This is a genomic window from Streptomyces sp. NPDC001070 (assembly GCF_053598835.1).
In genome coordinates this window covers 11,658-34,482 of the sequence record NZ_JBSFLB010000007.1, presented here as the reverse complement: position 1 = coordinate 34,482, position 22,825 = coordinate 11,658, and the positions used below count along the sequence as shown (strand labels likewise).

At 71.0% G+C, this 22,825-nt stretch carries 19 protein-coding genes, 1 tRNA gene, 1 other RNA gene and 2 pseudogenes; 12 read left to right on the top strand and 11 right to left on the bottom strand.

Annotated elements, in window-relative coordinates; genetic code table 11:
- Window positions 1-212: 212 nt before the first annotated feature.
- The gene (locus ACWDAS_RS10890; protein ID WP_450388553.1) at window positions 213-1,376 is read right to left on the bottom strand and encodes an NAD-dependent formate dehydrogenase; all 1,164 of its coding nucleotides are present in this window, start codon (window positions 1,374-1,376) and stop codon (window positions 213-215) included.
- A gap of 237 nt (window positions 1,377-1,613) precedes the next feature.
- Here ACWDAS_RS10890 and ACWDAS_RS10885 point away from each other — a divergent pair, with 237 nt between their 5' ends.
- The 3 genes from ACWDAS_RS10885 (at window position 1,614) to fmdA (ending at window position 3,990) form a co-directional block, all read left to right on the top strand.
- The gene (locus ACWDAS_RS10885) at window positions 1,614-1,892 is read left to right on the top strand and encodes an FmdB family zinc ribbon protein (RefSeq protein WP_450388552.1); all 279 of its coding nucleotides are present in this window, start codon (window positions 1,614-1,616) and stop codon (window positions 1,890-1,892) included.
- 132 nt (window positions 1,893-2,024) lie between these two features.
- Window positions 2,025-2,654 (top strand): AmiS/UreI family transporter, encoded by a 630-nt coding sequence (locus ACWDAS_RS10880; protein ID WP_450388551.1) that lies wholly within the window; start codon window positions 2,025-2,027, stop codon window positions 2,652-2,654.
- A gap of 85 nt (window positions 2,655-2,739) precedes the next feature.
- Window positions 2,740-3,990, top strand: a complete 1,251-nt coding sequence (gene fmdA, locus ACWDAS_RS10875) for a formamidase (protein ID WP_450388550.1) — start codon at window positions 2,740-2,742, stop codon at window positions 3,988-3,990.
- A gap of 66 nt (window positions 3,991-4,056) precedes the next feature.
- Here the strand turns inward: fmdA and ACWDAS_RS10870 are convergent, their stop codons facing one another.
- The 3 genes and pseudogenes from ACWDAS_RS10870 to ACWDAS_RS10860 all read right to left on the bottom strand — a co-directional run bounded on the left by ACWDAS_RS10870 (window position 4,057) and on the right by ACWDAS_RS10860 (window position 5,506).
- Window positions 4,057-4,644 (bottom strand): hypothetical protein, encoded by a 588-nt coding sequence (locus ACWDAS_RS10870; RefSeq protein ID WP_450388549.1) that lies wholly within the window; start codon window positions 4,642-4,644, stop codon window positions 4,057-4,059.
- A gap of 119 nt (window positions 4,645-4,763) precedes the next feature.
- Window positions 4,764-4,892: pseudogene (locus ACWDAS_RS10865) on the bottom strand (SigE family RNA polymerase sigma factor); the annotation flags it as partial.
- Between the two features lie 92 nt (window positions 4,893-4,984).
- A complete protein-coding gene (locus ACWDAS_RS10860) occupies window positions 4,985-5,506 on the bottom strand; it encodes a MarR family winged helix-turn-helix transcriptional regulator (protein ID WP_450388548.1) in 522 nt (173 codons plus the stop codon).
- A gap of 199 nt (window positions 5,507-5,705) precedes the next feature.
- Between ACWDAS_RS10860 and ACWDAS_RS10855 the strand changes: the two genes are divergently transcribed.
- A complete protein-coding gene (locus ACWDAS_RS10855; protein WP_450388547.1) occupies window positions 5,706-6,554 on the top strand; it encodes an alpha/beta fold hydrolase in 849 nt (282 codons plus the stop codon).
- Between the two features lie 76 nt (window positions 6,555-6,630).
- On the opposite strand, the gene ACWDAS_RS10850 is transcribed toward ACWDAS_RS10855, so the two are convergent.
- The 5 genes from ACWDAS_RS10850 to ACWDAS_RS10830 form a co-directional block, all read right to left on the bottom strand.
- Complete coding sequence (locus ACWDAS_RS10850) at window positions 6,631-7,494, bottom strand: hypothetical protein (protein WP_450388546.1); 864 nt, start codon at window positions 7,492-7,494, stop codon at window positions 6,631-6,633.
- Between the two features lie 21 nt (window positions 7,495-7,515).
- Complete coding sequence (locus tag ACWDAS_RS10845) at window positions 7,516-8,049, bottom strand: SigE family RNA polymerase sigma factor (protein WP_450388545.1); 534 nt, start codon at window positions 8,047-8,049, stop codon at window positions 7,516-7,518.
- 351 nt (window positions 8,050-8,400) lie between these two features.
- Complete coding sequence (locus ACWDAS_RS10840) at window positions 8,401-9,507, bottom strand: CU044_5270 family protein (RefSeq protein WP_450388544.1); 1,107 nt, start codon at window positions 9,505-9,507, stop codon at window positions 8,401-8,403.
- Window positions 9,504-10,202, bottom strand: coding sequence for an RNA polymerase sigma factor (locus tag ACWDAS_RS10835; RefSeq protein WP_450388543.1), 699 nt, complete (start codon window positions 10,200-10,202; stop codon window positions 9,504-9,506). The genes ACWDAS_RS10840 and ACWDAS_RS10835 overlap by 4 nt, the downstream gene beginning before the upstream one ends.
- Window positions 10,203-10,443: 241 nt before the next feature.
- Window positions 10,444-13,785: a S8 family peptidase gene (locus tag ACWDAS_RS10830; protein ID WP_450388542.1), complete on the bottom strand. Its 3,342-nt coding sequence runs from the start codon at window positions 13,783-13,785 to the stop codon at window positions 10,444-10,446.
- A 702-nt stretch (window positions 13,786-14,487) separates the two neighbouring features.
- Here ACWDAS_RS10830 and ACWDAS_RS10825 point away from each other — a divergent pair.
- The gene (locus ACWDAS_RS10825; RefSeq protein WP_450388541.1) at window positions 14,488-15,000 is read left to right on the top strand and encodes a hypothetical protein; all 513 of its coding nucleotides are present in this window, start codon (window positions 14,488-14,490) and stop codon (window positions 14,998-15,000) included.
- Window positions 15,001-15,165: 165 nt separating this feature from the next.
- Here the strand turns inward: ACWDAS_RS10825 and ACWDAS_RS10820 are convergent, their stop codons facing one another.
- Window positions 15,166-15,738 carry a methyltransferase domain-containing protein gene (locus ACWDAS_RS10820; RefSeq protein ID WP_450388540.1) on the bottom strand — a complete coding sequence of 191 codons (573 nt, stop codon included), beginning with the start codon at window positions 15,736-15,738 and terminating at the stop codon, window positions 15,166-15,168.
- 442 nt (window positions 15,739-16,180) lie between these two features.
- On the opposite strand from ACWDAS_RS10820, the pseudogene ACWDAS_RS10815 reads away from it, so the two are divergent.
- Window positions 16,181-16,846, top strand: a pseudogene (locus ACWDAS_RS10815) (tyrosine-type recombinase/integrase); the annotation flags it as partial.
- A gap of 67 nt (window positions 16,847-16,913) precedes the next feature.
- Here the strand turns inward: ACWDAS_RS10815 and ACWDAS_RS10810 are convergent.
- A tRNA-Ser gene (locus tag ACWDAS_RS10810) sits at window positions 16,914-17,001 on the bottom strand.
- Between the two features lie 72 nt (window positions 17,002-17,073).
- On the opposite strand from ACWDAS_RS10810, the gene ffs reads away from it, so the two are divergent.
- From ffs to ACWDAS_RS10780, 6 genes are all read left to right on the top strand, one after another.
- Window positions 17,074-17,170: signal recognition particle sRNA small type (gene ffs / locus ACWDAS_RS10805), an RNA gene on the top strand.
- Between the two features lie 132 nt (window positions 17,171-17,302).
- Window positions 17,303-19,483, top strand: coding sequence for a DNA polymerase III subunit gamma and tau (locus ACWDAS_RS10800; protein WP_450388539.1), 2,181 nt, complete (start codon window positions 17,303-17,305; stop codon window positions 19,481-19,483).
- Window positions 19,484-19,639: 156 nt separating this feature from the next.
- Window positions 19,640-19,975, top strand: coding sequence for a YbaB/EbfC family nucleoid-associated protein (locus ACWDAS_RS10795; protein ID WP_450388538.1), 336 nt, complete (start codon window positions 19,640-19,642; stop codon window positions 19,973-19,975).
- A gap of 25 nt (window positions 19,976-20,000) precedes the next feature.
- On the top strand, window positions 20,001-20,600 hold the full coding sequence (recR, locus tag ACWDAS_RS10790) for a recombination mediator RecR (RefSeq protein WP_450388537.1): 600 nt from the start codon (window positions 20,001-20,003) through the stop codon (window positions 20,598-20,600).
- Entirely contained in the window at window positions 20,593-21,240 is a 648-nt protein-coding gene (locus ACWDAS_RS10785; RefSeq protein ID WP_361791350.1) for a DUF5063 domain-containing protein, read from the top strand. The genes recR and ACWDAS_RS10785 overlap by 8 nt, the downstream gene beginning before the upstream one ends.
- Before the next feature lie 227 nt (window positions 21,241-21,467).
- Entirely contained in the window at window positions 21,468-22,742 is a 1,275-nt protein-coding gene (locus ACWDAS_RS10780; protein ID WP_450388536.1) for an aspartate kinase, read from the top strand.
- Window positions 22,743-22,825 lie beyond the last annotated feature (83 nt).

Below are 22,825 nucleotides of genomic sequence, written 5' to 3'. Positions count from 1 at the left end.
TCACTTGTCCACCTTTCCGGCGTTCGCCTTGTTCCGCGCGAAGTGTTGTGCCGTCCGATGTGCGCGGCGCCATTGACAAAGCATCCACGGAAAAGGCCGGTGAATATGAACGCTAAAGCCGTGAGTGGTATCCGTCCAGGAAAAGTGCAGTGAACCGCCTCACAGCGGGCATACTCGCCCCAACCCCCCGCCCCCCTTGGTGCGGCCCCCGGTCAGCCGGCGACCGTGTACGAATGCGCTCCCGCCCCGGCGAGCCCTCCGCCGTCGACGATCAGGTACTCCTGGCGGATCGGGCGCCCCCCGAACCAGCACTCGAGGATCTCCCGGACCCCGGCCGCGTAGCGGGCCTGCGCGGAGAGCGTCGACCCCGACACGTGCGGCGTCATCGCCTCGTACGGCATGGTGCGCCAGGGATGGTCGGCCGGTGGCGGCTGCGGGTACCAGACGTCGCCCGCGTAGCCGGCCAGCCGGCCACTGGTGAGGGCGCGCACCACGGCGTCCCTGTCCACGATGAGCGCGCGGGCGGTGTTGACGATGTAGGCGCCGCGCCGCATCGTGCCGATCAGGTCGTCGTCGAAGAGGTTCTGCGTCTGCGGGTGCAGCGGGGTGTGGATGGACAGCACGTCGACCGAGGACGCCAGGGAGCGCACGTCGGGGTGATAGGTCAGCCCCAGTTCCGCCTCGAGCTCGTGCGGCAGGCGGTGCACGTCGCAGTAGTGCAGCCGCACGTCGAACGGCTTGAGGCGGCGCAGCACGGCCTGGCCGATGCGGCCGGAGCCGAGGACGCCGACGTCCATGCCCTCGATGTCGTAGGCGCGGGACACCGCGTCGGCGATGTTCCAGCCCTTCTTCGCGGTCACCCACTCGTGGGCGGGCAGATAGTCGTGCACCAGGGTGAGGATCTGCATGACCGCGTGCTCGGACACGCTGATGCTGTTGCTGAAGGTCACCTCCGCCACGGTCATGCCGTGCGCGATGGCGCTCGGCAGGTCGACGTGGTCCGAGCCGATCCCCGCCGTGACGGCCAGTTTGAGCCGGGGGGCGCCGGTGATCCGCTCGGAGGTCAGGTAGGCGGGCCAGAAGGGCTGCGAGATCACGATGTCCGCGTCGGGCAGCTCGCGGTCCAGGACCGAGTCCGGTCCTTCCTTGTCCGACGTGACGACGTAGGTGTGGCCCCCCTCTTCCAGGAAGGGTCGCAGCCCGAGTTCCCCCGAGACGCAGCCGAGCAGCTGTCCCGGGGTGAAATCGATCGCCTCAGGGGTCGGCGCCGTTTGCCCACCCGGATAGCGGGTGATGGCGGGAATCCGGTCGCGCGCGTAGTCGGGGGGATATCCGCCTACCGGGTCGGGATAAAGTACGGAAACAATCTTCGCCATGGCCGTCCTCCAAGGGTCGGGACGCAGCCACGAGTGAAACCCGTTGTTTCCGAGCATACGCCGCGCAGCCGCTCCGGAAGGCCCGCCCGGTGCGCCCGGGCGCTTCCCGGCGACCTTGACAACTGTGTTGCGGTGGCGTCTCCTTGAGATAGGGGATCGTTCCCCGGCGTGCGCTCAACGGGGTGTGCGGCAGACGTCGAGGTTGACCATTGTGTGCCGATAACCGGAGGCAACTTCATGGCAACCTATGAATATCTTTGCGGCGGCTGCGGGCCTTTCGACGTCAAGCTCGCGATCGGTACCGCGCCCACCGCCTACGACTGTCCTGTCTGCGCGGGCACGGCCCGGCGCGTGTTCTCGTCGCCATCCCTCGCCGTGACGCCGCGCGAGATGGCCTCCTTCCGCGAACGGGAGGAGAAGTCCCGCGAGATGCCGGCCGTCGTGGCCGGACCGCCGCCGCGCGAGCGGGTGGCGCCGCGGCCGCACCCCGCGCTCTCGCGGCTGCCCAGGCCCTGAGGGCGGTGATCGCCGAGGCAGAGGTGCTCAGGGGGGCCGACGCCGGGGCGCGGACGCTGTTCCCGCCGAGGCGGAATGCGGTGGCGCGCCGGCGGCCATCCGTCCCCACGCGGACTTAGGAGGTGCGTCCCCGTGGCAAACGGGGGACTGCTCTTCGTCGGTGCGGTGCTGTTCATGAACGGCCTGCTGTTGCTGGGGAAGGCCGACCCCAAGTCAGCGGCGGTGTTCAACCTCTTCGTGGGTGCGCTGCAGGTGCTGACGCCGACCTACCTCATCTTCACGGCCAACGGTGACCAGGACAAGATTCTGGCGGCATCCGGGATTTACCTCTTCGGATTCACCTACCTCTACGTGGGTATTGTCCTGCTCGCCGGCATCGACAATATCTGCGTCGGGTACTACTCCCTGTTCGTGGCGATAGTGGCCCTGGGGTACTCGTTCGTCAATTTCCATCTCTTCAAGGACTACCCGTTCGGGGTCATCTGGCTGTACTGGTCGTTCCTGTGGGCGCTGTTCTTCGTGGTGCTCGGTCTCAGGAAAACGGCGCTCAACACTTATGTGGGCTGGGTGACGGCGATCGAGGGCTGGGTCACCGGCGTGATTCCCGCGGCGCTGCTGCTGTCCGGTTACTGGAAGCACACCACGGAGATCGCGATCGCTCTGGGCGCCTTCGCAGTGGTGGTGTTCGGGGCGCTGTGGCCGCTCACCAGGAAATCGCGGGAGGAGGCCCGGGCCGCCGCGAGGGCCGGGTCCCCGGGTTAGGCCCGGGCCCGGATCGGCCGGATCTGCCGGATCGGCCCGAGGCACGGGCGCAACGTCCTGACCGGATCAGAAAAGAGAGGCTGTCATGCCCGAAGTAGTTTTCAGCGTGGACCAGACCAAGTCGATGCGCGATCAGGACACCCCCGGACACAACAGGTGGCACCCTGACATACCCACCGTCGCGATGGTGAAGCCCGGAGCCGAGTTCCGGATGGAGTGTCGGGACTGGACCGACTGCCAGGTCGGCAACAACGACTCCGCCAACGACGTCCGCGACATCGACCTCACCATCCCCCATATGCTCAGCGGCCCGATCGGCGTGGAGGGCGCCGAGCCCGGCGACCTGCTCGTCGTCGACATCCTCGACCTCGGCCCCGTGCCCCAGCAGAGCGGAGACGCCGCGGGCCAGGGTTGGGGCTACACCGGCATCTTCGCCAAGGCCAACGGCGGAGGCTTCCTGACCGACTACTTCCCCGACGCCTACAAGGCGGTGTGGGACTTCCACGGTCAGCAGGCGGTCTCCCGGCACCTGCCCGGGATCCGCTTCACCGGCATCACCCACCCCGGACTGTTCGGGACCGCCCCCTCCGCCGAGCTGCTGGGCCGGTGGAACGCGCGCGAGAAGGCGCTCATCGACACGGACCCCGACCGCGTCCCGCCGCTGGCCGTCCCCCCGGACTCCTCCCACGCGCTCGCCGGCACGGCCACCGGGGACCTCGCCACGCGCATCTGCGCGGAGGGCGCCCGTACGGTGCCGGCCCGTGAGAACGGAGGCAACCACGACATCAAGAACTTCACGCGGGGTTCCCGGGTCTTCTACCCGGTGCACGTGAAGGACGCCAAGCTCTCAGGCGGCGACCTGCACTTCAGCCAGGGCGACGGGGAGATCACCTTCTGCGGCGCCATCGAGATGGGCGGGTTCATCGACTTCCACGTCGACCTGATCAAGGGCGGCATGGAGACGTACGGCATCTCGACCAACCCGGTGTTCATGCCCGGCAACGTCGAACCGCGCTACTCGGACTTCCTCACCTTCATCGGGATCTCCGTCGACCACGACACCGACACCAACTACTACCTCGACGCGACGCTCGCCTACCGCCGCGCGTGCCTCAACGCCGTCGAGTACTTCAAGAAGTTCGGCTACAGCGGCGAGCAGGCCTACCTGCTGCTCGGCTCCTCCCCCATAGAGGGACGCATCAGCGGCATCGTCGACATCCCCAACGCATGCTGCTCCCTGTACGTGCCGACCGCCATGTTCGACTTCGACGTGCGGCCGTCCGCCACCGGACCGATGCGGGCCGACCGCGGCCAGGCCGCGCTGACCAGCACCTGACCGTCCGCCGCGGGCCCTGCCCGGCGCTTCGGCCGGGCAGGGCCCGCACCCGTGCCCCGGCCGGGATCAGGGGGTGTAGAGCGACTGCGCCCGGGTCACCTCGCCGTTCGCGTCGAAGCTGAGGTCGTAGCCCAGGCCGTGCCGGTACGACGGCGCGGCCGTCCACCGGCTGACGAACTGCGCCTGGGAGTAGGCATGGGGGACGGAGTCGTCCCCCAGCGGGACCGACAGCAGGACCCGGCCGTCCGCGGCCATGGACACCGTGGTGTACGGCCCCTGGCCGGGGACGACCTCCCACGCCTCGATCGGTCCCGTGGCGGACATCTTCCGTGCGGCCCGCACCGACAGGTAGGTGCGCCCGTCGCGGGCCCACACGTCGCGGATCTGCACGAACTGCTTGGTACCGGCCCAGCGCGCGGCGCCGCCCGGCGCGGAGGCCGATGCGGAAGCCATGGGCAGGGGCGGGGACGAGGGCGAAGCGGCCGCGGGGGCGGAGCCGGAGGTGGCGGCGGCGGACGCGTCCGCCCGGACGCCGCCCCCGTTCCCGGAACAGGCGCCGAGGACAAGGGCGGTGAGGGCGAGGGCGGCGAGCCGGGCGGCGCCGCGGCGGCGCGCGGGGAACGAGGAGTGCGAGGAGGGCACGTTCAGTCCCATCGGTCGGTTCGGGTACGGTCGCGATGCACAGGCTCTACGCGCCGGTCCACCCCGGGGGTTACACCGCGAATGTCATGGGGCCGTAACAACTCGCCCCCTAGTGACCGGTTTCCCGCAGCGACGCCACGCGGTTCCGCGAGGTCGCCGGTCATCGCGTACAGCTGGCCGACGAGGCGGCCGACGCTCGCGCTGTAGAACGCGTCGAACTCACGCTCCCCCGCGCCGCGCCCCGGCCGGTCCTCGGGCATTCCCATTCCTCTTCCCCCGCCCGATGCCGCTGCGCCCCGGCCCGCACATGATCAAGGGCGCCGCACCATTGTGTTGCCCCGGGCGGCCGCTCTCAGGGGCCGGCCGGGCTCGGGGAGGCCGTTCCCGCGGACTCGGCACCGGTGGTGTGGCCGTCCACGTTGGCCGTCAGCCGGCGGAGGAGCTCCTGGGCGGTCCCGATCTCCTCCAGGGCCAGGCCCATGGCCTCCCCGACCGCGAGGGGGACGGTGCGGATGCGCTCCCGCAGTGCGGCTCCCTCCGGGGTGAGCGCCACTTCCACCACCCGCTCGTCGTCCGCCCGGCGCCGCCGCTCGAGCAGGCCTCGGGCCTCGAGGCGCTTGATCAGCGGCGTGAGGGTCCCGTAGTCCAGGTGCAGGGCGGCCACCAGGTCCTTGACGGGCGCGGTCCTGTGCTCCCAGAGCACGACCATGACCAGGTACTGGGGATAGGTCAGGCCCACCGCGTCGAGCAGGGGCCGGTAGGCGCCGGTGACCGCGCGCGAGGCCGCGTACAGGGTGAAGCAGAAGTGGTCGTCCAGCAGCAGTGAGGGCTCCCCGGTGCCGCCCTGTCCGGGCGCGCGGTTGTCGTCGCTCACGGTTTCCTCCCCTTCCTCGGTCGTCGGTCGGTTGCCTCGGCGGACATTGTGACATCTTCCACGGAGGCCATTGTCTGGAGCACCATTGGGTTGCACGCAAGATAAATGGACGCTAGGTTTCTCGGCATCGCCCGGGGCGGACACCCCGGGGACCGCTCGCCCGGCCGGAGCCGGGCGCCGTACCGCAAGGAGAGCCACCGTGAACCTCAAGACCGTCTTCCGCCCCACCCGCAAGCGCGTCGCCGTCCTGGGCGCCGCCGCAGGCGTCGCGGCGCTCACGCTGGCGGCCACGGCTCCGGCCAACGCCGCCAAGGCCACGCACCACCCGGCGGAGAAGAAGCCCACGGTCGTCCTGGTGCACGGCGCGTTCGCGGACGCCTCCAGCTGGAACGGCGTGGTCAAGCGCCTGAAGCGCGACGGTTATCCGGTCGTGGCCCCGGCCAATCCGCTGCGCGGGCTGGCGAGCGACTCGGAGTACATCCGCAGCTTCCTCAAGAGCGTGAAGGGGCCGATCGTGCTCGCCGGCCACTCCTACGGCGGCTCGGTGATCACCGAGGCCGCGGCCGACTCCCCCAACGTCAAGGCGCTGGTGTACATAGCCGCCTTCGCCCCGGACAAGGGCGAGACCGTCACCCGGATCTCCGACACGTTCCCCGGCGGCACCCTCGGCGAGACCCTCAACGCCGTGCCCTTCCCGCTCCCCGGCGGCGGCACTGGCACCGACCTGTACATCAAGGCCGACAAGTTCCACGCCCAGTTCGCGGCCGACGTGCCGAAGTCCGTCGCCGAGCAGATGGCCGCCACCCAGCGCCCCGTGGCCGCGTCGGTCTTCGACGAGAAGGCCGTCAACGCCGCCTGGCGGACCATCCCGTCCTGGGACCTGATCACCACACAGGACAAGAACATCACCCTCGCCGCCCAGCGCTTCATGGCCAAGCGGGCCCACGCCCACACCGTCGAGATCCAGGCCTCCCACGCCGTCTCGGTCTCCCGTCCCGGCGCGGTGACCCGCATCATCGAGCAGGCCGCCCGCTCCACCGTCCGCTGACCCACGCCGCGTACGACCCGAAGGGCCCCGGCCGGATCCCGGCCGGGGCCCTCGTGCCGCCCGGTGGCGGCGCCGCTCAGCCGCCCAGGACGGAGATCTGCTTCTTCTCCATGGGACTCGCGTCGGCGTACCGCACCAGGTCGAGGAAGCGCCGGTCGCGCACCACCGCCAGCAGTTGCCCCGCGGTGACCGGGGCGGAGGCCTTCGCGTCCTGGTCGGGGTAGACGGCGAGTTCCACGTCGCTGTGGCCGTAGACGAAGCGGACCCGGGTGTACATCGTGTCCGGAGAGCCGTCGACCAGGCGGTACGCCGTCGCCTTGATGCCGCCCGGCAGCGTGCCTTGCTCGCAGCTGCCGCCCCTGAGGGAGTCGGGGTCCTCGGGGCACGTGTCCCCGTGCCGGGTCGTCCTGGGGACACTGCCGGAGGGCCGTACCGACAGGGTGACGGTGAACACCTTCCCGCCCGCGGTCTCGCCCTGGTAGCGCCACACCGCGAGGTCGACCGGCCGGATCAGGCCGACCGCGTCGGGAAGCAGCTCGTCGAGGAGCACCGCCGCCTGCTGCTGGAACCCCTCCTGGCGCTTGCGCTCGGCGGGCGGCAGGTCGGCCATGGACTCCTCGGTGTCGCTGGTGGGTTCGATGTGGACCGGCGTCCGGTACGGCGCCGGTTCCTTGGACGTACGCGGCGCGGGCGTGGTGCTCGCGGCGGGACGGACCGTCGTACCCCCGCCGCCCCCGCCCGGCAGCGCCGCGGATCCGAACACCACGGCCCCGATCGCACAGGCGACCCCGGCGGCGACGGCGACCCGCACCCGTGCCCTGCGGCGCCGTCCCTGGACGACCGCCGCGGGCACCAGGTCGAGGGCCGGCGGCAGCTCCGCCACCGCGTGCTCCATGGCGTCCCTCACCAGCAGGGCGCTTCCGTGCTCGTCCTGTGGCATGTTGTCTCCCATGGCGGTCCCTCAGCTTCCCGTGGCGTAGACGTGGGCCTCGCCCAGCTGGGCGCGCAATTTGGCCAGGGAGCGTGAGCACTGGCTCTTGACGGTGGACTCGCTGCACTTCAGCAGCGTGGCGACGGACTCGACGCTCTGGTCCTCCCAGTAACGCAGCACGACCATGGCCCGGGCCCTGGGCGGCAGTCCGGCGAGGGCCGACAGCAGCGTCACCCGCAGGTCGGCATGGTCGGGCGAGGGCCCCGGCCCGGGACGCGAGTGCGCCAGCAGGTCCCGCAGCCGCCGCCTCCGCTCGGCCAGGTACGTACGGGTCAGCACGGTCCTGGCGTACGCCTCGATGTGGTCGGCGGCGCTCGCCCGCCGCCAGTGCTGGAACAGCTTGGCGAGCGTGGTCTGCGTCAGGTCCCGGGCCGTGTCCGCGTCCCCGCACAGCAGGTACGCGGTCCGGTACAGCCGTTTCTGACTCGCCCGGGCGAAGGCCTCGAAGCTCTCCGGCGCCCGTGGGCCCTCCGGCGCCTGCGAGCCCCGGCCGTTGTCCGGCATCTGCTCTCCTCTCCGGGCCCTGCGAGGGCCCATTCCCGTCACCCGTCTTCAGAGCGCTGTCGAGCGCCAAAGGTTGAAACCGAGTTCGGCGCGGGACGCGGGGGCGCGGGAAGGAGGACGGCGCCTGGCGGCAGGGACGGAGGATACGGGGCACGGCGCCCCGGGCCGCTGCGGCGCGGGTTCAGCGGGTTCAGCGGGCCCGGCACGCGGCCGGAGAAGCCCCGGCCGCGTGCCGGGGCGGTACCGCGTGTCCGCTCCCGACACTCGTGGCCTCCGTCCTGGAACGGCGGCCACGAGTGACGGGTCGGCGACGGGTGCCGGCGACGGGCGCCGGCCCGTGCCGGCGGAACGTCAGGCGTTCTGCCCGGGCGTCTGCTTGACGGCGTCGACGATCGCCCGGTCGGTGATGGCGTCGGTGTACCGGACGGTGCCGGGCTTCATCACGACGCCGTACTCGGAGACCTCCCTGACCTGCACGGAGCGCTCACCGAGGAAGACGTGGGTCTTCTTGTCGAAGATCCACTCCTCTCGTGCGCCGCTGGTCTCGTCCAGCCGGGCCACCGCGACTCCCGAACGGCCGATCGCGTCCTGGGCGTCGTTCACCACGACGACGCCGGGGATCTTCGCCGCCGCCTTGAACAGCGCCGCGTACAGCTCCGCCGGCGGGTAGCTCTCGCCGAGCAGATCGCCGATCGTGGTGAACGCCTGCTGGTCCGGAGTGTTGCCCTGCCCCTTGGTCTCCTTGTAGATCAGCTCCAGCAACTGATCGGGGTCGGTGGGCAGCGCGGCCAGATAGTCGTACGACGGGGCACCCATGTGCGCCTTGAAGGGCCTGCCCTGCTCGTCGGGCAGGCTCAGCGTCTCACCCTCGGGGCTGTCGTTGACGGAGGGGTCGATCAGCCAGCCCTTGGTGCCGTCGGCGGACTTCCAGATCTGGCGCTTGTGCAGGGGGTGGCTGGCGAGGCTGCTCTTGTCGTCGACCGTCTTGACGAAGGTCTCGGCCGCCTTGGACTCGATGTAGACGTACTGGCCCGGCTTCACGGTCGGGTGGGACCCCTCCGCCGCCACCAGCGAGATCTGGTCGAGCAGTTGCGGTACGCCCTTGGTGGTCGGAGTGCCGAGCTGTGTGGTCAGCGCCGGCCCGCCGGCGGCATCACCGGACTTCGCGCCCGCCCCGCTGTTCAGCACCGAGCCGACGACGACCGCGCCGGCCACGGCGAGGGCGGCCGCGGGCAGCGCGATCGCCGGACGCGGCAGCCGGAAGCGCCGCGTCCGCGACCGGCCGGAGCCGGTGCTCGCCGGGTGCTCTTCCCGCTGAATGTCCTGCTGGATGTGGGCCATCAGACGCTCCTTGTGGAACTGGTGACGGCCCGCCGGAAGATCGCGTCCAGTCTGCGGGAGGAGAGAGGCACTCTCTTCCCACTCGGCCGGACTCTGCCGGGACTGAGATGCTTTCATCGGTTCCCTCCCGATACGGGCCGGATCGCGTTGATACGGTCTCCTCTTACCTGGCGATCCGGCTGGGCGAGTTCCCGATTTCCCGGGACGATCTTTTCCGGGTTCCCCCCGGCCCGCCGCGCGGCGGACGAATCCCGTGCACCCTCCCGCGCGGACCGATCGGCGAGTTCGGCCTCGGTGAGCTTGCGCAGCTTGGCGCGGGCCCTGGAGAGGCGGGAGCGGACGGTGCCGACGGCGATGCCGAGCGCCTCGGCCGCGGCCGTGTACTCCAGCCCCTCCCACAGGCACAGCGTCAGGACCTCGCGTTCGGGTCTGCGCAGTGCGGCGAGCGCGCGCAGGGCCGCGGCGATACGCCGCCGGTCGTCGAGCCGGCCCGCCACCTCGTCGGCGTGGTCGGGCAGGGCCGTCTCGGCCTCGGCGGCCGCGATCGCGGCCGCCTGGTAGCGCCGATTGCTGCGGTAGTGGGCACGAGCGACGTTGGTCGCGACGCCCAGTACCCACGGTCGCAGGGAGCCGCCCTCCGGATCGACCCGGTCACGCAGCCGCCAGACCTCCATGAAGGTCTCGGCCATCACGTCCTCTGCCGCGGACCAGTCGGCGGTGAGGCGGAAAGCGTGGTTGTAGACGGCGCGGGCATAGCTGTCGTACAGCTCGGCGAACGCGCTCGGATCCCCGGCCCGTATCCGGGTACGCATGTCTGTGCTCACCCTGCTTAACTGTCGCACCACCCGCCCCGGGTTCCCGTGAGCCACGTCACACGACGGGCCCGGGGCGGCCGCGCACCGCCGGCCGGACCGGCCCGAACGCCCGCCAGGCGCAACGGGATCGGGGCGACCCGGAGACCTCACCCGTCAGGTTGTGAGCGGCCCACGGAAGAGCCGGATGTGACGTGAGCCCCGGGCCGCCGGCCCGGGGCTCACGGGTGGAGCGGGGTGCCTACGCGGTGGTGCGGTAGGCGCGGTAGATCGTCTGCTTCACCGTGTTGCCGGCGGCGTCGGTGAGCGTGACGCGCAGCGAGACGGTCCCGGGGCGGGCGGGGTGACGCAGTTCGAGCCGCTCGCGGTCGACGACCCTCGCCGTCCTCCAGGTCCTGCCCTCGTCGTAGGACACCGCGAACGCCAGCTTGCGGGCGGTGCGGGCGGTGGCCGCCCCCTCGACCGTGAAGGGCACGGTGAAGACCGCACCCGCCTTGGCCGTACTGGCCGTCCCGAGCGCGGGCGTGAAGCGCACCGCGGACAGCGGCAGCCACTTCCGGGTGTCCCCCGCCACGTGGGCGGACCGGAAGGTCCACTCGGCGGTCACCCGGGTGCTGACCGCCGAGAGGGACGCGGCCCGGGAGACATCGGTGGTGAGCCGGTAGGTCCGCCGCCCGGCGGGGAGCGTGTGCGATTCGCCGTTCAGGGGCGTGTCCGAGGTGAACACCGGCTTGCCGTCGGCGTACAGCGCACTCGTGGCCTTGGCGTAGTCGGAGACGCCCACATGGCCCGCGCCGTCGGAGAACAGCGGCACATAGGCGGTGAAGTCGTCGCCGAGACGGACCGCACCCGACGCCTCCCGGCCCGCGCTGTAGAGGTGCGGACCGAAGACACCGATGTTGAACCGCCGCGCATAGTGCTTGCCCGCGCGGTAGGACCTGGCGCCGGTGACCGTCTGACTGCCCTCCCACCGCGGTTCGCCCTCCGCGTCCGGAGCGCCGTACTGGACGGTGGCGTACTGCCACTTCACGCCCGGCAGCACGTAGTCGGTGTCGGTGCGCGGCAGGACGCCCCCATCCGGGTGGAAGTCGAACCAGGAGCCGTTGGGCAGCAGGGGCGCGGCACTCAGGCTCCCGGTCTTGCCCACCGCGGGTGCGCCGAGGGTGAGACCCAGCTCGGCGAAGTTCTCGCGCCGCAGGTTCGCGGTGAACCCGGAGAGATCGCCGGTGCGGTTCCAGGCCGGCCGGTAGTGCACCGAACCGTGCGTCCACGTCCCGTTGTACTGCGCGAACGCCTCGCGGGCCGGCAGCCGGGCCCCGAGCTGCCCGACGCGCAGGTTGCCGAAGCCGCCCATGTCGTAGGTGGAGGTGTAGCCCGATCCGCCGATGTCGACGCCGAAGTTGAGCGTGGCGTCGGTGTGCTTCGCCGCACGGTCGGGAACGGTGATCCGGACGGGCCTGGCCTCGCGGGCGTCCATGACCAAGGTGGTGTCCCGGTTCAGCGCGAACTTCGGGTGCAGCAGCACGGCCAGCTTCCCGTCATCGGGGCCGGCTCCGGTGGAGACGCGGCCCTCGAGGGAGTAGCGGCCCTTGGGCAGCCGCACCGTGAACTCTCCGTCCGCGGGGTCGGAGTAGTCGTTCCAGATGGTGGTGTCCAGGCCGTACACGCCCGTCTCGGAGTCGCCGGTGGGCTTGCCCCGCAGGTCCAGGTGTTTGACGGTGAGGTCGTACGACTCGGATTCGCGGCTCACGCCGACGGCGGTGCGCACGGTGGTGTCCCCGGCCGTCGCGGTCACCGAGCCCCCGAACCGGCCGTCGGCCGTGCCCGCACGGGTGTCGGCGGTAACGGCGGCGGTCGCGGTGCCGCCCGCCGGGATGGTGAGCTGCTTCGGCGAGACGGCGAACATGCCCTCGGCGGCCGGCTTACCGTCCTCGCCGAACGCCTCGGTGGCGAGGTCGAGGGTGACCGGCCGGTCGCCGTCGTTGCGGTAGGTGATCTCCTTGGTGACGGGCCGGTCGTCGGCGTGCGGCCACCGGACGGTGCCGAAGCCAAGCGAGGCGGGGCTGCCGGTCACCCGCTGGCGCATGGCCCGCGCGATGTCCGTACGGCCCGTGCCCTGCGCGAACGCGGAGAGACCCGCGGCCGCGGCGGCGGACCCGGTGAGGGCGGCCTTGATCCGCTCGCCGGTCCAGTCCGGGTGCTGCTGGGCGAGGATCGCGGCGGCGCCCGCGACGTGCGGGGTGGCCATCGACGTACCGCTCATCGACACGTAGCCGTCGGCCGCCGGGTCGCCCTCCACGCCCTCGGCCGCCCTCGCGGCGACGATGCCCACGCCGGGGGCGGTGAGGTCCGGCTTGAGGGAGCTGTCGGCGGCGGGGCCCCGGCTGGAGAACTCGGCGATGGCGTCCGTCCGGTCCACCGCGCCCACGGTCAGCGCGGCGGCGGCGCTGCCCGGAGAACCGATGGTGGCCGCGTCGGGACCGCTGTTGCCGGCGGCGATGACGAAGAGGGCGCCGGAGGCCGCCGACAGCTCGTTCACGGCCTGCTCGACCGGGTCGGTCTCCGGGGTGTCCTCGCCACCGAGGCTGAGGTTGACCACCTTCGCGCCCTGGGCGACGGCCCACTGCATACCGGCGATGATGTCGGAGGCGTTGCCGGTGCCGCTGTCGTCGAGCACCTTGCCGCTGATGATGCGGGCGCCGGGCGCGACGCCCTTGTACCTCCCGCCCGATCGGGCGCCGGAGCCCGCGACGATCGAGGCCACATGCGTGCCGTGGCCGACGCGGTCCACGGTGTCCGGGGAACCGGAGAAGTTCTTCTGGGCGCCGATGCGCTCCTTCAGGTCCGGGTGTGTGGCGTCCACCCCCGTGTCCAGCACCGCGACGGTGACGCCCTCGCCGTCGTAGCCGGCCGCCCATGCCTCGGGAGCGCCGATCTGCGCCGTGCTGCGGTCCAGGCTCGCCGTGACCTTGTCGTCGAGCCAGATCCTCTCGACATTCGCCGAGGTGGCGGCGGCCGCCGAACGCGAGCCCGCGCCACTGCCGGTGAGGGTCCGCCACAGCGCCGCGGCCTCGGACTTGCGGGCCCGCAAGGCGTCGCCGTTGACGCTGGGCAGGGCCCGGCCGACTCGGGCACCCGAATCGGACAGCGTCCGCGCCGCGACGGAGCGGCCCTCGGCGTAGGTGACGATGAGCGGCAGATCCGGCCGCGAGGCATCGTCGTACCCCCGGCTCACCAGCCGCGTCACGTCGAACAGCCGCCGGTCGGCGGTGCCGTCCGCGAGCAGCCGCTCGGCATCACGCGGTACGGCGTAGGTGTGGCCGTCGGCTGCCCGGGATATGCGGAATCCCACGCCTTCCCGGCCCTTGGCGGCCGTGACGCCGACGACCCGGCCGGCGGCGTCCAGGGTCACCGTGTCGCCCGTGACGAGGGTGACCGTTCTCCTGGTGCCGTCGGAGCCGCTGCCAGTGCCGGCACCGGCACCGGAATCTGCAGGCGCGGCCTGGACGACGCCGGCCGTACTGCTCAGCAGGGCGGTGGCGAGGACGACGGCGGCAGCCGTCGCTCGTCTCGTGTGCTTCAAGGCATGCCTTTCTTCCCGGGCACGGCGAAGCGGCCGGTGCCGGCGGAAAAGGGGGAACGGGGACAGGGAAAGGAGGCAGCGAAGGGAACGGCCGCAGGGCGAGCCACACTTCAGGCCCGGGATGAAGACGGACACAGTGACGGCAGCGGCCAGACCCGGCAGGATCGCGGAGCCGAACCGCCGCACGCCGGCGGTGGACACCACCGCCGTGCCGGCGACGACCGGGGTGTCAGCCTTCCCACTCGGCCGGGCTCTGCCCGGACTGATTCGCTCTCATCGGTTCCTTCCGATACGGGCCGGATCGCCTTGGTCCCCTGTTACCTGTCGATCCGTCCCGCCGAGTTCCCGATTTCCCCGGGCCGGCTTCGGACCGGATCCCGGCGAAGGCGATCCGGGACGCCGTCGGTGCTCTTCGACCGCACGGGAGCGACGTGATCCGCGTCCTCACGGCCGGGCTCACCCTCGACGGGCATGGCGAGCCTTCCCAAGCGAAGTGGTTCCCCCGTCCTGGCGGACGGCGCGGCGCAGGAAGTCCCCCCGGGCCGACGTGCCATTAGCATGCCTGCGTTGATCCCAAACGAGACTTCGGGGGTGTCCGTGAGGCGCACTTCATGGCTGGCGGCGGCCGTATCGGCCACTGCCTTGCTGGCCGGCTGTTCCAGCGAAACGGTCCGCAGCCACTCGTCCGCCTCGCATGTCCCCGTGCCCAGCTCGAACGCGTCACAGACCGCCGCCGCATCGAGTACGCCTGAGCTGACCGTCCTGTCGGCGACAACTGCAGCGCAGGCCGACGAGCAAATACACAGGGTGTTCAATGAGATTCTCGCGTCGCTGGACGTGAAGTCTCAGCAGACGCAGCAGTCCGCAGCGGTGGTTGCTGTGCCGGAAGGCTCGAGTGTGGGGCAGTGCAGCAAGGCAGGCACGGTGCACCATGCGGTCACCAGCCTCCTGATGAATACCGCCGAGCCATGGACCGTGCCGGACGTCGGTCCTCGCGCGAGAACTCTCCTCGAACAACGCGGCTGGACCTTCTCGGCTTGGGAATCCAAGTCCAAGCGCGACACGAAGAGGTCGATGGGACGCCAGGCGGGGTACACGGTGATTGTGCTTTACATCCCTGGAACTGGAGGTGTCCAGCTCATCGGTACGTCGCCCTGTCTGCCCGGGAGGCCTGTCACCGCGCCTTCGGCCTTCCCCGACTCGCCGGCACAGTAGGGAGGCAGCACAGTCGTTCGTCGGGGCGAGCTCGGTGTCGAAGTCGTTGCGGTTCACCGAGTCGCGCCGTGAGCTCCCGGGCTCGGTCGGTCGTCGGCGAAAGGAGCCCGGGCCAGGGAGGTAGTTCCCAACCTGACCGCGAAGCACCGATCAGGGCTGGCTGAATCAGCGGGTGCAGATCACGCTCACCAGAGTGAACGACGCGTAGAAAGGCCCTTGGGAGAGGCTTGCGAACCAGCGATGGCCACGGTCTCGGTCGATGCGGCCCTCGCTGATGGCCCGCTGCATGTTGCGGCCGAGTCCCAGGGTGTGGTCTGCCTCTTGGAAGTCCCGGAAGACCGGTGTCGTGGCGAGCGCGGCTTCGACACGGAAACCCGCCTGTTCGGCCAAGCGTGCAAGGCTGCGGCCGATGGCTCCATGGCGAACCACTTCCGCAGCCGTATAGCGGGTGAAAGCGCGGCTCGTCTCAAGGTCTTCAGCGTCAATGCTCAGGGTGTCCCTGTCGGGTTCGACAAGGCCGACCCGCGCGCCTGGCCGGGTTGCATGATGGAGTTGCACAAGGACGTTCGCAGGTTCGGCGACATGCATGAGGACTCGGTCGATCTTGGCCCGATCCACCGTTCCCGGTTCGATGGGGAGGGCGTGCACGTCCCCTTCACGGAGCTCCACCCGGTGCAGGTTGTTGGTGCGTTCGCGAGCCCGGGCAAGCATGGCAGGGTCGCGATCGACACCGATCACCGTGCCACTGTCCCCGACACGTTCGGCCAGCGCCGGCAGATCGGTGCCCCGGGCCGCACCTCACGTCCAGCACCGTCTGGCCCGCCTGGACGTCCAAGAGGTCGAGCAACTGCTGCTTGTACGCACGGCCGGCATCGTCGGCAGCAGCGCGGAGCATGTAGGAAGCCTGATCAGGCCGGGGCACCCCCAGAGTCGATGACATGCGGGTCAGTCAAACACCCCGGTTCCCCACCTGACGTCAATTCTCGTGAACATCCACGAGCCCCGAGATCACCGACTCTGTCCGAACCAGCAGACAAACGCTGCTGCTGACGCCGATCCAAGCAACACCAACCTTCGTGGTTGCACCGACCCCATCCCAATTGCGCAAAGTCCCCGCTGATGCTCTCCCCGCCTACGTGGCGAGGCCGCGCCGAACCACCCGCACGATCGTGGCTGCCTGAGCCTGCTCCTGCGGGCATCGAAGCGGCGCAACAGCGCCGGTGGGTGATCGCGGTCGCCCTCGGGCTGCGACAGGGAGAGGCCCTGGGTCTGCACTGGGAGGACACCGACCTGGAGACCGGCTACCTCCGCACCCGCAAGAACCGCCTTCGCCCAAGTACGCGCACGGCTGCGGCGGCCACTGCGGCAGGAAGGCCGGGTACTGCCCCCGGCGCGAGCAGGTACGTCGCGAGTACCAGTCGACCACGTCCCGGGCCGTCCGCCGCACCGTCGGCCTGCCGGCCCCGCTGATCAAGCTGCTCCGTCGGCACCTGGGGGAACAGGAGCGCGAAAGGATCGCCGCCGGCGATTCCTGGCAGGGCACCGGGTGCGTCTTCGCTCAGCCGGACGGCTCCCCACTGGTGCCGAACACGGACTACCACCACTGGAAGAAGCTGCTTCAGCTCGCGGGAGTACGGGACGGCCGGCTGCACGACGCTCGCCACACCGCGGCGACGGTCCTGCTTCTGCTCGGCGTCCCCGATGCCGTCGTGGACGCGATCACGGGCTGGGGGCCCGGTGGCTCGGCCCGGATGCGCTCGGGTACATGCACGTGACCGGACCTGTGCTGAAGAACGTGGCTCGCCAGATCGGCGACGCGCTGTGGGGCTCGCCCGGGGTCAACTGAGACGGAGCACGTCGAAGGGCCCCACCGCGACCGGTGGGGCCCTTCGACAACGTGCCCGGTGAGGCACTGGCGGAGGATACGAGATTCGAACTCGTGAGGGGTTGCCCCCAACACGCTTTCCAAGCGTGCGCCCTAGGCCTCTAGGCGAATCCTCCGCGGCAAACATTACTAGACCGGAGGGAGTGCTCGCGAACTCGTTCCCGGGTGATCCGATCAGGTAGGGTGGGCGTAGCCCCTCACGTGGCGCTATCTCGCTGAACCCCCCCAGGGCCGGAAGGCAGCAAGGGTAAGTGGGCTCTGGCGGGTGCGTGAGGGGTCTTTTGCTGCCCCGGAGCTGCGCGAAGCCACCGCGAAGCCCACGGGAAGCCGTCGCGGGGCGGCCGGGGAGGCCGCCGGTGTGGGGCCCGTCACATGCGCGGGGCCCGGGTGTCGGTGGGGGCCGATATCGTCGTAGGCGTGTCCCTCGCTCTGTACCGCCGCTATCGCCCCGAGACCTTCGCCGAGGTCATCGGGCAGGAGCACGTCACGGACCCGCTGCAGCAGGCGCTGCGGAACAACCGGGTCAATCACGCGTACCTGTTCAGCGGGCCGCGCGGCTGTGGCAAGACGACCAGCGCGCGCATCCTGGCGCGGTGTCTGAACTGCGAGAAGGGCCCGACGCCGACACCGTGCGGGGAGTGCCAGTCGTGCCGGGACCTGGCGCGCAACGGCCCCGGGTCGATCGACGTGATCGAGATCGACGCCGCGTCGCACGGCGGTGTGGACGATGCCCGTGACCTGCGGGAGAAGGCGTTCTTCGGGCCCGCGAGCAGCCGGTACAAGATCTACATCATCGACGAGGCGCACATGGTCACCTCGGCGGGCTTCAACGCCCTGCTGAAGGTGGTCGAGGAGCCGCCGGAGCATCTGAAGTTCATCTTCGCGACCACCGAGCCCGAGAAGGTCATCGGCACGATCCGGTCGCGCACCCACCACTACCCGTTCCGGCTGGTCCCGCCCGGCACGCTGCGGGACTATCTGGCGGAGGTCTGCGAGCGGGAGGCGATCCCGGTCGAGGCCGGGGTGTATCCGCTGGTCGTGCGGGCCGGTGCCGGCTCCGTCCGCGATTCGATGTCGGTGATGGACCAGTTGCTCGCCGGGGCGGGCGAGGCCGGTGTGACATACGCCATGGCGACCTCGCTGCTGGGGTACACAGACGCCACACTCCTCGACGACGTCGTGGACGCCTTCGCCGCCGGGGACGGCGCGGCGGCCTTCGAGATCGTCGACCGCGTGATCGAGGGCGGGCACGACCCGCGGCGCTTCGTCGCCGACCTGCTGGAGCGTCTGCGCGACCTGGTGATCCTGGCCGCGGTGCCGGACGCGGTGGAGAAGGGCCTGATCGACGCCCCCGCGGATGTCGTGGAGCGGATGCAGGCCCAGGCCGGGGTGTTCGGGGCGGCGGAGCTCAGCCGCGCCGCGGACCTGGTCAACGCGGGCCTGACGGAGATGCGCGGGGCGACCTCGCCGCGTCTGCAGCTGGAGTTGATCTGCGCCCGTGTGCTGCTGCCGGCGGCGTACGACGACGAGCGGTCCCTGCAGGCCCGCCTGGACCGGCTGGAACGACGGGCGTCCGCGGGCGGTTTCGCGGCGCCCGCGGGAGGCCCGGCGGCCCCCGTGGTGGAGTTCGGCGAGCCGCTGCCGCCCGGCGGCGGTCCCGCGGCGGCGCGGGCGGCGATGAACGGCCCGGCCCGGCCCGCCGAGGCGGCCCCCGTGCCCGCGCCCACCCCCGTACCGGCCGCCCCCGCCGAGCCCACGCCTCCGCCCCCGCCCGCCGCCGCGCCCGCGCCGGCCCCCGCCGCGCAGCGTCCCGGCGCCTGGCCGAGCGCCGCCGCCCCAGGCGGCGGGCAGCGTCCCGGCGCCTGGCCCACCGCGGCGTCGGCCGCGGCGCAGGCACCCGCCCCCGCCGCGGCGCCGCCCGCACAGGCCCCCGCGCCCGCCCCGGCCGCGTCCGCCGCCGCGCAGCCCATCGGCGACGCCTCGCGCGTCCACCAGATGTGGCCCGCGGTCCTCGAAGCGGTGAAGCGGCTGCGCAAGGTCACCTGGATACTGCTCGACCAGAACGCCCGGCTCGTCGGCTTCGACGGCTCCACGCTGCAGATCGGCTTCGACAACCCCGGTGCCCGCGACAGCTTCGCCAACCGCGGCCACGAGGAGGTGCTCAGGCAGGCGATCAGCGACGCCCTGGGCGTGCAGTGGCGCATCGAGGCGATCGTCAGCCCGGGCGGCCCCGGCGGCGGATCCGGTCCGGCCGGACCGGGCGCCGGCCCCGGTGGCGGCGGCCCCCGCCCCGCCCCCGTACCCCCGGCGTCGCCCGCGCAGCAGCCGCACCAGCAACAACAGCCGCACCAGCAGCCCCAGAACCCGGCGTCGCCCCCGGCACCGCCGTCGCCGCCGGCCGCCGCGGCCGCCCGCGCCGCCGTCAACGCGCCGCCCACGGCGCCCGCGTACGCGCATGTCGCCGAGGAGCCGCCGCCCATCGAGTACGACATGCCCGAGGACGACGACCCGGATCTGGTCGAGAGCGCGCTCAGCGGCCACGACCTCATCGTGCGCGAGCTGGGCGCCACCGTGATCGAGGAGATCGCCAACGAGTAGCGGCGGCCGCCCCGTTCCCCCCGCGGGGAAGACACCGCCCGGGCGGAACGGGCGACGCGCGCCGCTCGTTCCTTCGTACGGGTAGCGCGAGCGGGCGCCCGAGCACGTAGGCTCGCCCTACCCGCACAACCGATGTCGTGAGGCAGGAGCGAGACCGTGATCCCCGGTGGTGGTCAGCCGAACATGCAGCAGCTGCTCAAGCAGGCACAGAAGATGCAGCAGGACCTCGCGGCGGCCCAGCAGGAGCTCGCCGAGACCGAGATCGAGGGCACGGCCGGCGGTGGCCTGGTGAAGGCCGTCGTCACCGGAGCCGGCGAGCTGCGGGGTCTGGTCATCGACCCCAAGGCGGTCGATCCTGAGGACACGGAGACGCTGGCCGATCTGGTCGTCGCCGCCGTGCACAACGCGAACGCGAGCGCGCAGGAGCTGCAGCAGAGCAAGCTCGGCCCGCTCGCCCAGGGCCTGGGGGGCATCCCCGGCCTTCCTTTCTAGTTCCAGGCGACGAAGAGGGCACAGCGTGTACGAGGGCGTGGTTCAGGACCTGATCGACGAGCTGGGCAGACTGCCCGGCGTGGGTCCCAAGAGCGCGCAGCGGATCGCCTTCCACATCCTGCAGGCCGATCCCGCCGACGTCCGCCGGCTCGCGCACGCCCTCAGCGAGGTGAAGGCGAAGGTCCGGTTCTGCGCGGTCTGCGGCAATGTCGCCGAGGCCGACCAGTGCCGGGTCTGCCGTGATCCGCGCCGCGACCCCGCAGTCATCTGCGTGGTCGAGGAACCCAAGGACGTGGTGGCGATCGAGCGGACCCGCGAGTTCCGCGGCCGCTACCACGTGCTCGGCGGCGCGATCAGCCCGATCGAGGGGGTCGGCCCGGACGACCTGCGGATACGGGAGCTGCTGACGCGGCTCGCGGACGGCACCGTCACCGAGCTGATCCTGGCCACCGACCCCAATCTGGAGGGGGAGGCCACGGCCACGTATCTCGCACGCATGGTCAAACCGATGGGACTGAAGGTCACCCGTCTCGCCAGCGGCCTGCCGGTCGGCGGCGACTTGGAATACGCCGACGAGGTCACGCTCGGCCGGGCCTTTGAAGGAAGGCGGCTGCTTGATGTCTGACAACGCCCTGGACCCCGACGACTTCGCCTCCTCGATCGCGGACCAGATCGAGAGCTTCATCCTGTCGGTACGGGAGGTCGCCAAGGGCGACGACCCCGACAGCGCGGTGCCCTACCTGCTGCTGGAGGTCTCCCAGCTGCTGCTGGCCGGCGGGCGCCTCGGGGCGCACGAGGACATCGTCCCGGAGGAGCGCTACGAGCCCGACATCGGTCCGGAGCCCGACGCCGACGAGCTGCGCCAGCGGCTCGCGGTGCTGCTGGAGCCGATCGACGTCTACTCCGAGGTCTTCGACCCCTACGTGCCGCGCAGCACGCCGGTGGCCTGCCGGATCTCCGACGACCTGGCGGACGTGGTGACGGATCTCGCCCACGGCCTGGCGCACTTCCGGGAGGGCCGCGTCAGCGAGGCGCTGTGGTGGTGGCAGTTCTCCTATCTGTCCAACTGGGGCCCGACCGCCTCGGCCTCCCTGCGCGCACTGCAGTCCCTGGTCGCCCACGTGCGGCTGGACAGCCCGCTGGACGCGCTGGACGGCCTGGACACCGACCACGGCGCGGACGACGAGGAGAAGCTCGCCGCCGAGGCGGGCCGGGTCATGGCCGCCGAGATCGCCAAGCCCCTGGGGCTGCGCCCCAGCAGGTGAGCCGCTCCGTGCCGCCTCCGCCGGCGCGGAGGCGGGAGTGCGCCCGGCGCAGTGACTGCGCCCGGCGCAGTGACGTGGAGCATGGTGCACGGTGTGAATACCTCGGCGCGTCCCTGGGCAGATGGCCCGCAGAGTGGGCCAGACGTCTCAGTATCTGGTATTGAGGGGTCGGTTCCGGCCTGCTCGTTAGACTGAGCCGAACGCAGTACCGGATTTGAGGAGCGCACGTGGGCCTTGTCGTGCAGAAGTACGGCGGCTCCTCCGTTGCGGATGCCGAGGGCATCAAGCGCGTTGCCAAGCGGATCGTCGATGCCAAGAAGAACGGCCACCAGGTGGTCGTCGTGGTCTCGGCGATGGGTGACACGACGGACGAGTTGATCGAGCTCGCCGAGCAGGTATCTCCGATGCCTACCGGCCGCGAGTTCGACATGCTGCTGACCGCCGGAGAGCGGATCTCCATGGCCCTGCTGGCGATGGCGATCAAAAACCTCGGACACGAGGCGCAGTCGTTCACCGGCAGCCAGGCGGGTGTCATCACCGACTCCGTCCACAACAAAGCGCGCATCATCGATGTCACGCCGGGCCGCATCCGCACCGCCCTCGACCAGGGCAACATCGCGATCGTGGCCGGCTTCCAGGGCGTGTCCCAGGACAGCAAGGACATCACGACGCTGGGCCGGGGCGGCTCCGACACCACCGCGGTGGCGCTGGCGGCGGCCCTGGACGCCGAGGTGTGCGAGATCTACACCGACGTCGACGGCGTGTTCACCGCCGACCCGCGCGTGGTGAAGAAGGCGCGGAAGATCGACTGGATCTCCTCCGAGGACATGCTGGAGCTCGCCAGCTCCGGCTCCAAGGTGCTGCTCCACCGCTGCGTGGAGTACGCCCGCCGTTACAACATCCCGATCCACGTCCGGTCGTCGTTCTCCGGCCTCCAGGGCACTTGGGTCAGCAATGAGCCGCGAGAGGACCAGAAGGGCATGGAGCACGCGATCATCTCCGGTGTCGCGCACGACACATCCGAGGCCAAGGTGACGGTCGTCGGGGTGCCCGACAAGCCGGGCGAGGCCGCCGTGATCTTCCGGGCGATCGCCGACGCCGAGATCAACATCGACATGGTGGTGCAGAACGTGTCGGCCGCGGCCACCGGCCTGACCGACATCTCCTTCACCCTCCCCAAGGCCGACGGCCCGAAGGCGATCGAGGCCCTGAAGCGGGTGAAGGGCGCCATCGGCTTCGAGACGCTGCGCTACGACGACCAGATCGCCAAGATCTCGCTCGTGGGCGCCGGGATGAAGACCAACCCCGGTGTCACGGCGCAGTTCTTCGAGGCGCTGTCGAACGCGGGCGTCAACATCGAGCTGATCTCGACCTCCGAGATCCGCATCTCGGTCGTCACCCGCGCCGACGACGTCAACGAGGCCGTGCGCGCGGTCCACAGCGCCTTCGGCCTGGACAGCGAAACCGACGAAGCGGTCGTCTACGGAGGAACGGGCCGCTGAGCCCGCGCTTTTCGGTCAGGCGACCAGAACATTTTGGTCTGGACCGCTTGAACGGAAGCCTGTAGGGGCCAGACAATTTCTGC

What these genes read in the sequence shown, in the direction of transcription:
- ACWDAS_RS10885 (WP_450388552.1), top strand. Translation starts at nt 1,614, where the DNA reads ATGGCAACCTATGAATATCTTTGCGGCGGCTGCGGGCCTTTCGACGTC.
- ACWDAS_RS10845 (WP_450388545.1), bottom strand. Translation starts at nt 8,049, where the DNA reads ATGCCGGACAACGGCCGGGGCTCGCAGGCGCCGGAGGGCCCACGGGCG.
- ACWDAS_RS10850 (WP_450388546.1), bottom strand. Translation starts at nt 7,494, where the DNA reads ATGCCACAGGACGAGCACGGAAGCGCCCTGCTGGTGAGGGACGCCATG.
- ACWDAS_RS10835 (WP_450388543.1), bottom strand. Translation starts at nt 10,202, where the DNA reads ATGCGTACCCGGATACGGGCCGGGGATCCGAGCGCGTTCGCCGAGCTG.
- ACWDAS_RS10890 (WP_450388553.1), bottom strand. Translation starts at nt 1,376, where the DNA reads ATGGCGAAGATTGTTTCCGTACTTTATCCCGACCCGGTAGGCGGATAT.
- ACWDAS_RS10840 (WP_450388544.1), bottom strand. Translation starts at nt 9,507, where the DNA reads ATGAAAGCATCTCAGTCCCGGCAGAGTCCGGCCGAGTGGGAAGAGAGT.
- ACWDAS_RS10785 (WP_361791350.1), top strand. Translation starts at nt 20,593, where the DNA reads ATGTCTGACAACGCCCTGGACCCCGACGACTTCGCCTCCTCGATCGCG.
- fmdA (WP_450388550.1), top strand. Translation starts at nt 2,740, where the DNA reads ATGCCCGAAGTAGTTTTCAGCGTGGACCAGACCAAGTCGATGCGCGAT.
- ACWDAS_RS10870 (WP_450388549.1), bottom strand. Translation starts at nt 4,644, where the DNA reads ATGGGACTGAACGTGCCCTCCTCGCACTCCTCGTTCCCCGCGCGCCGC.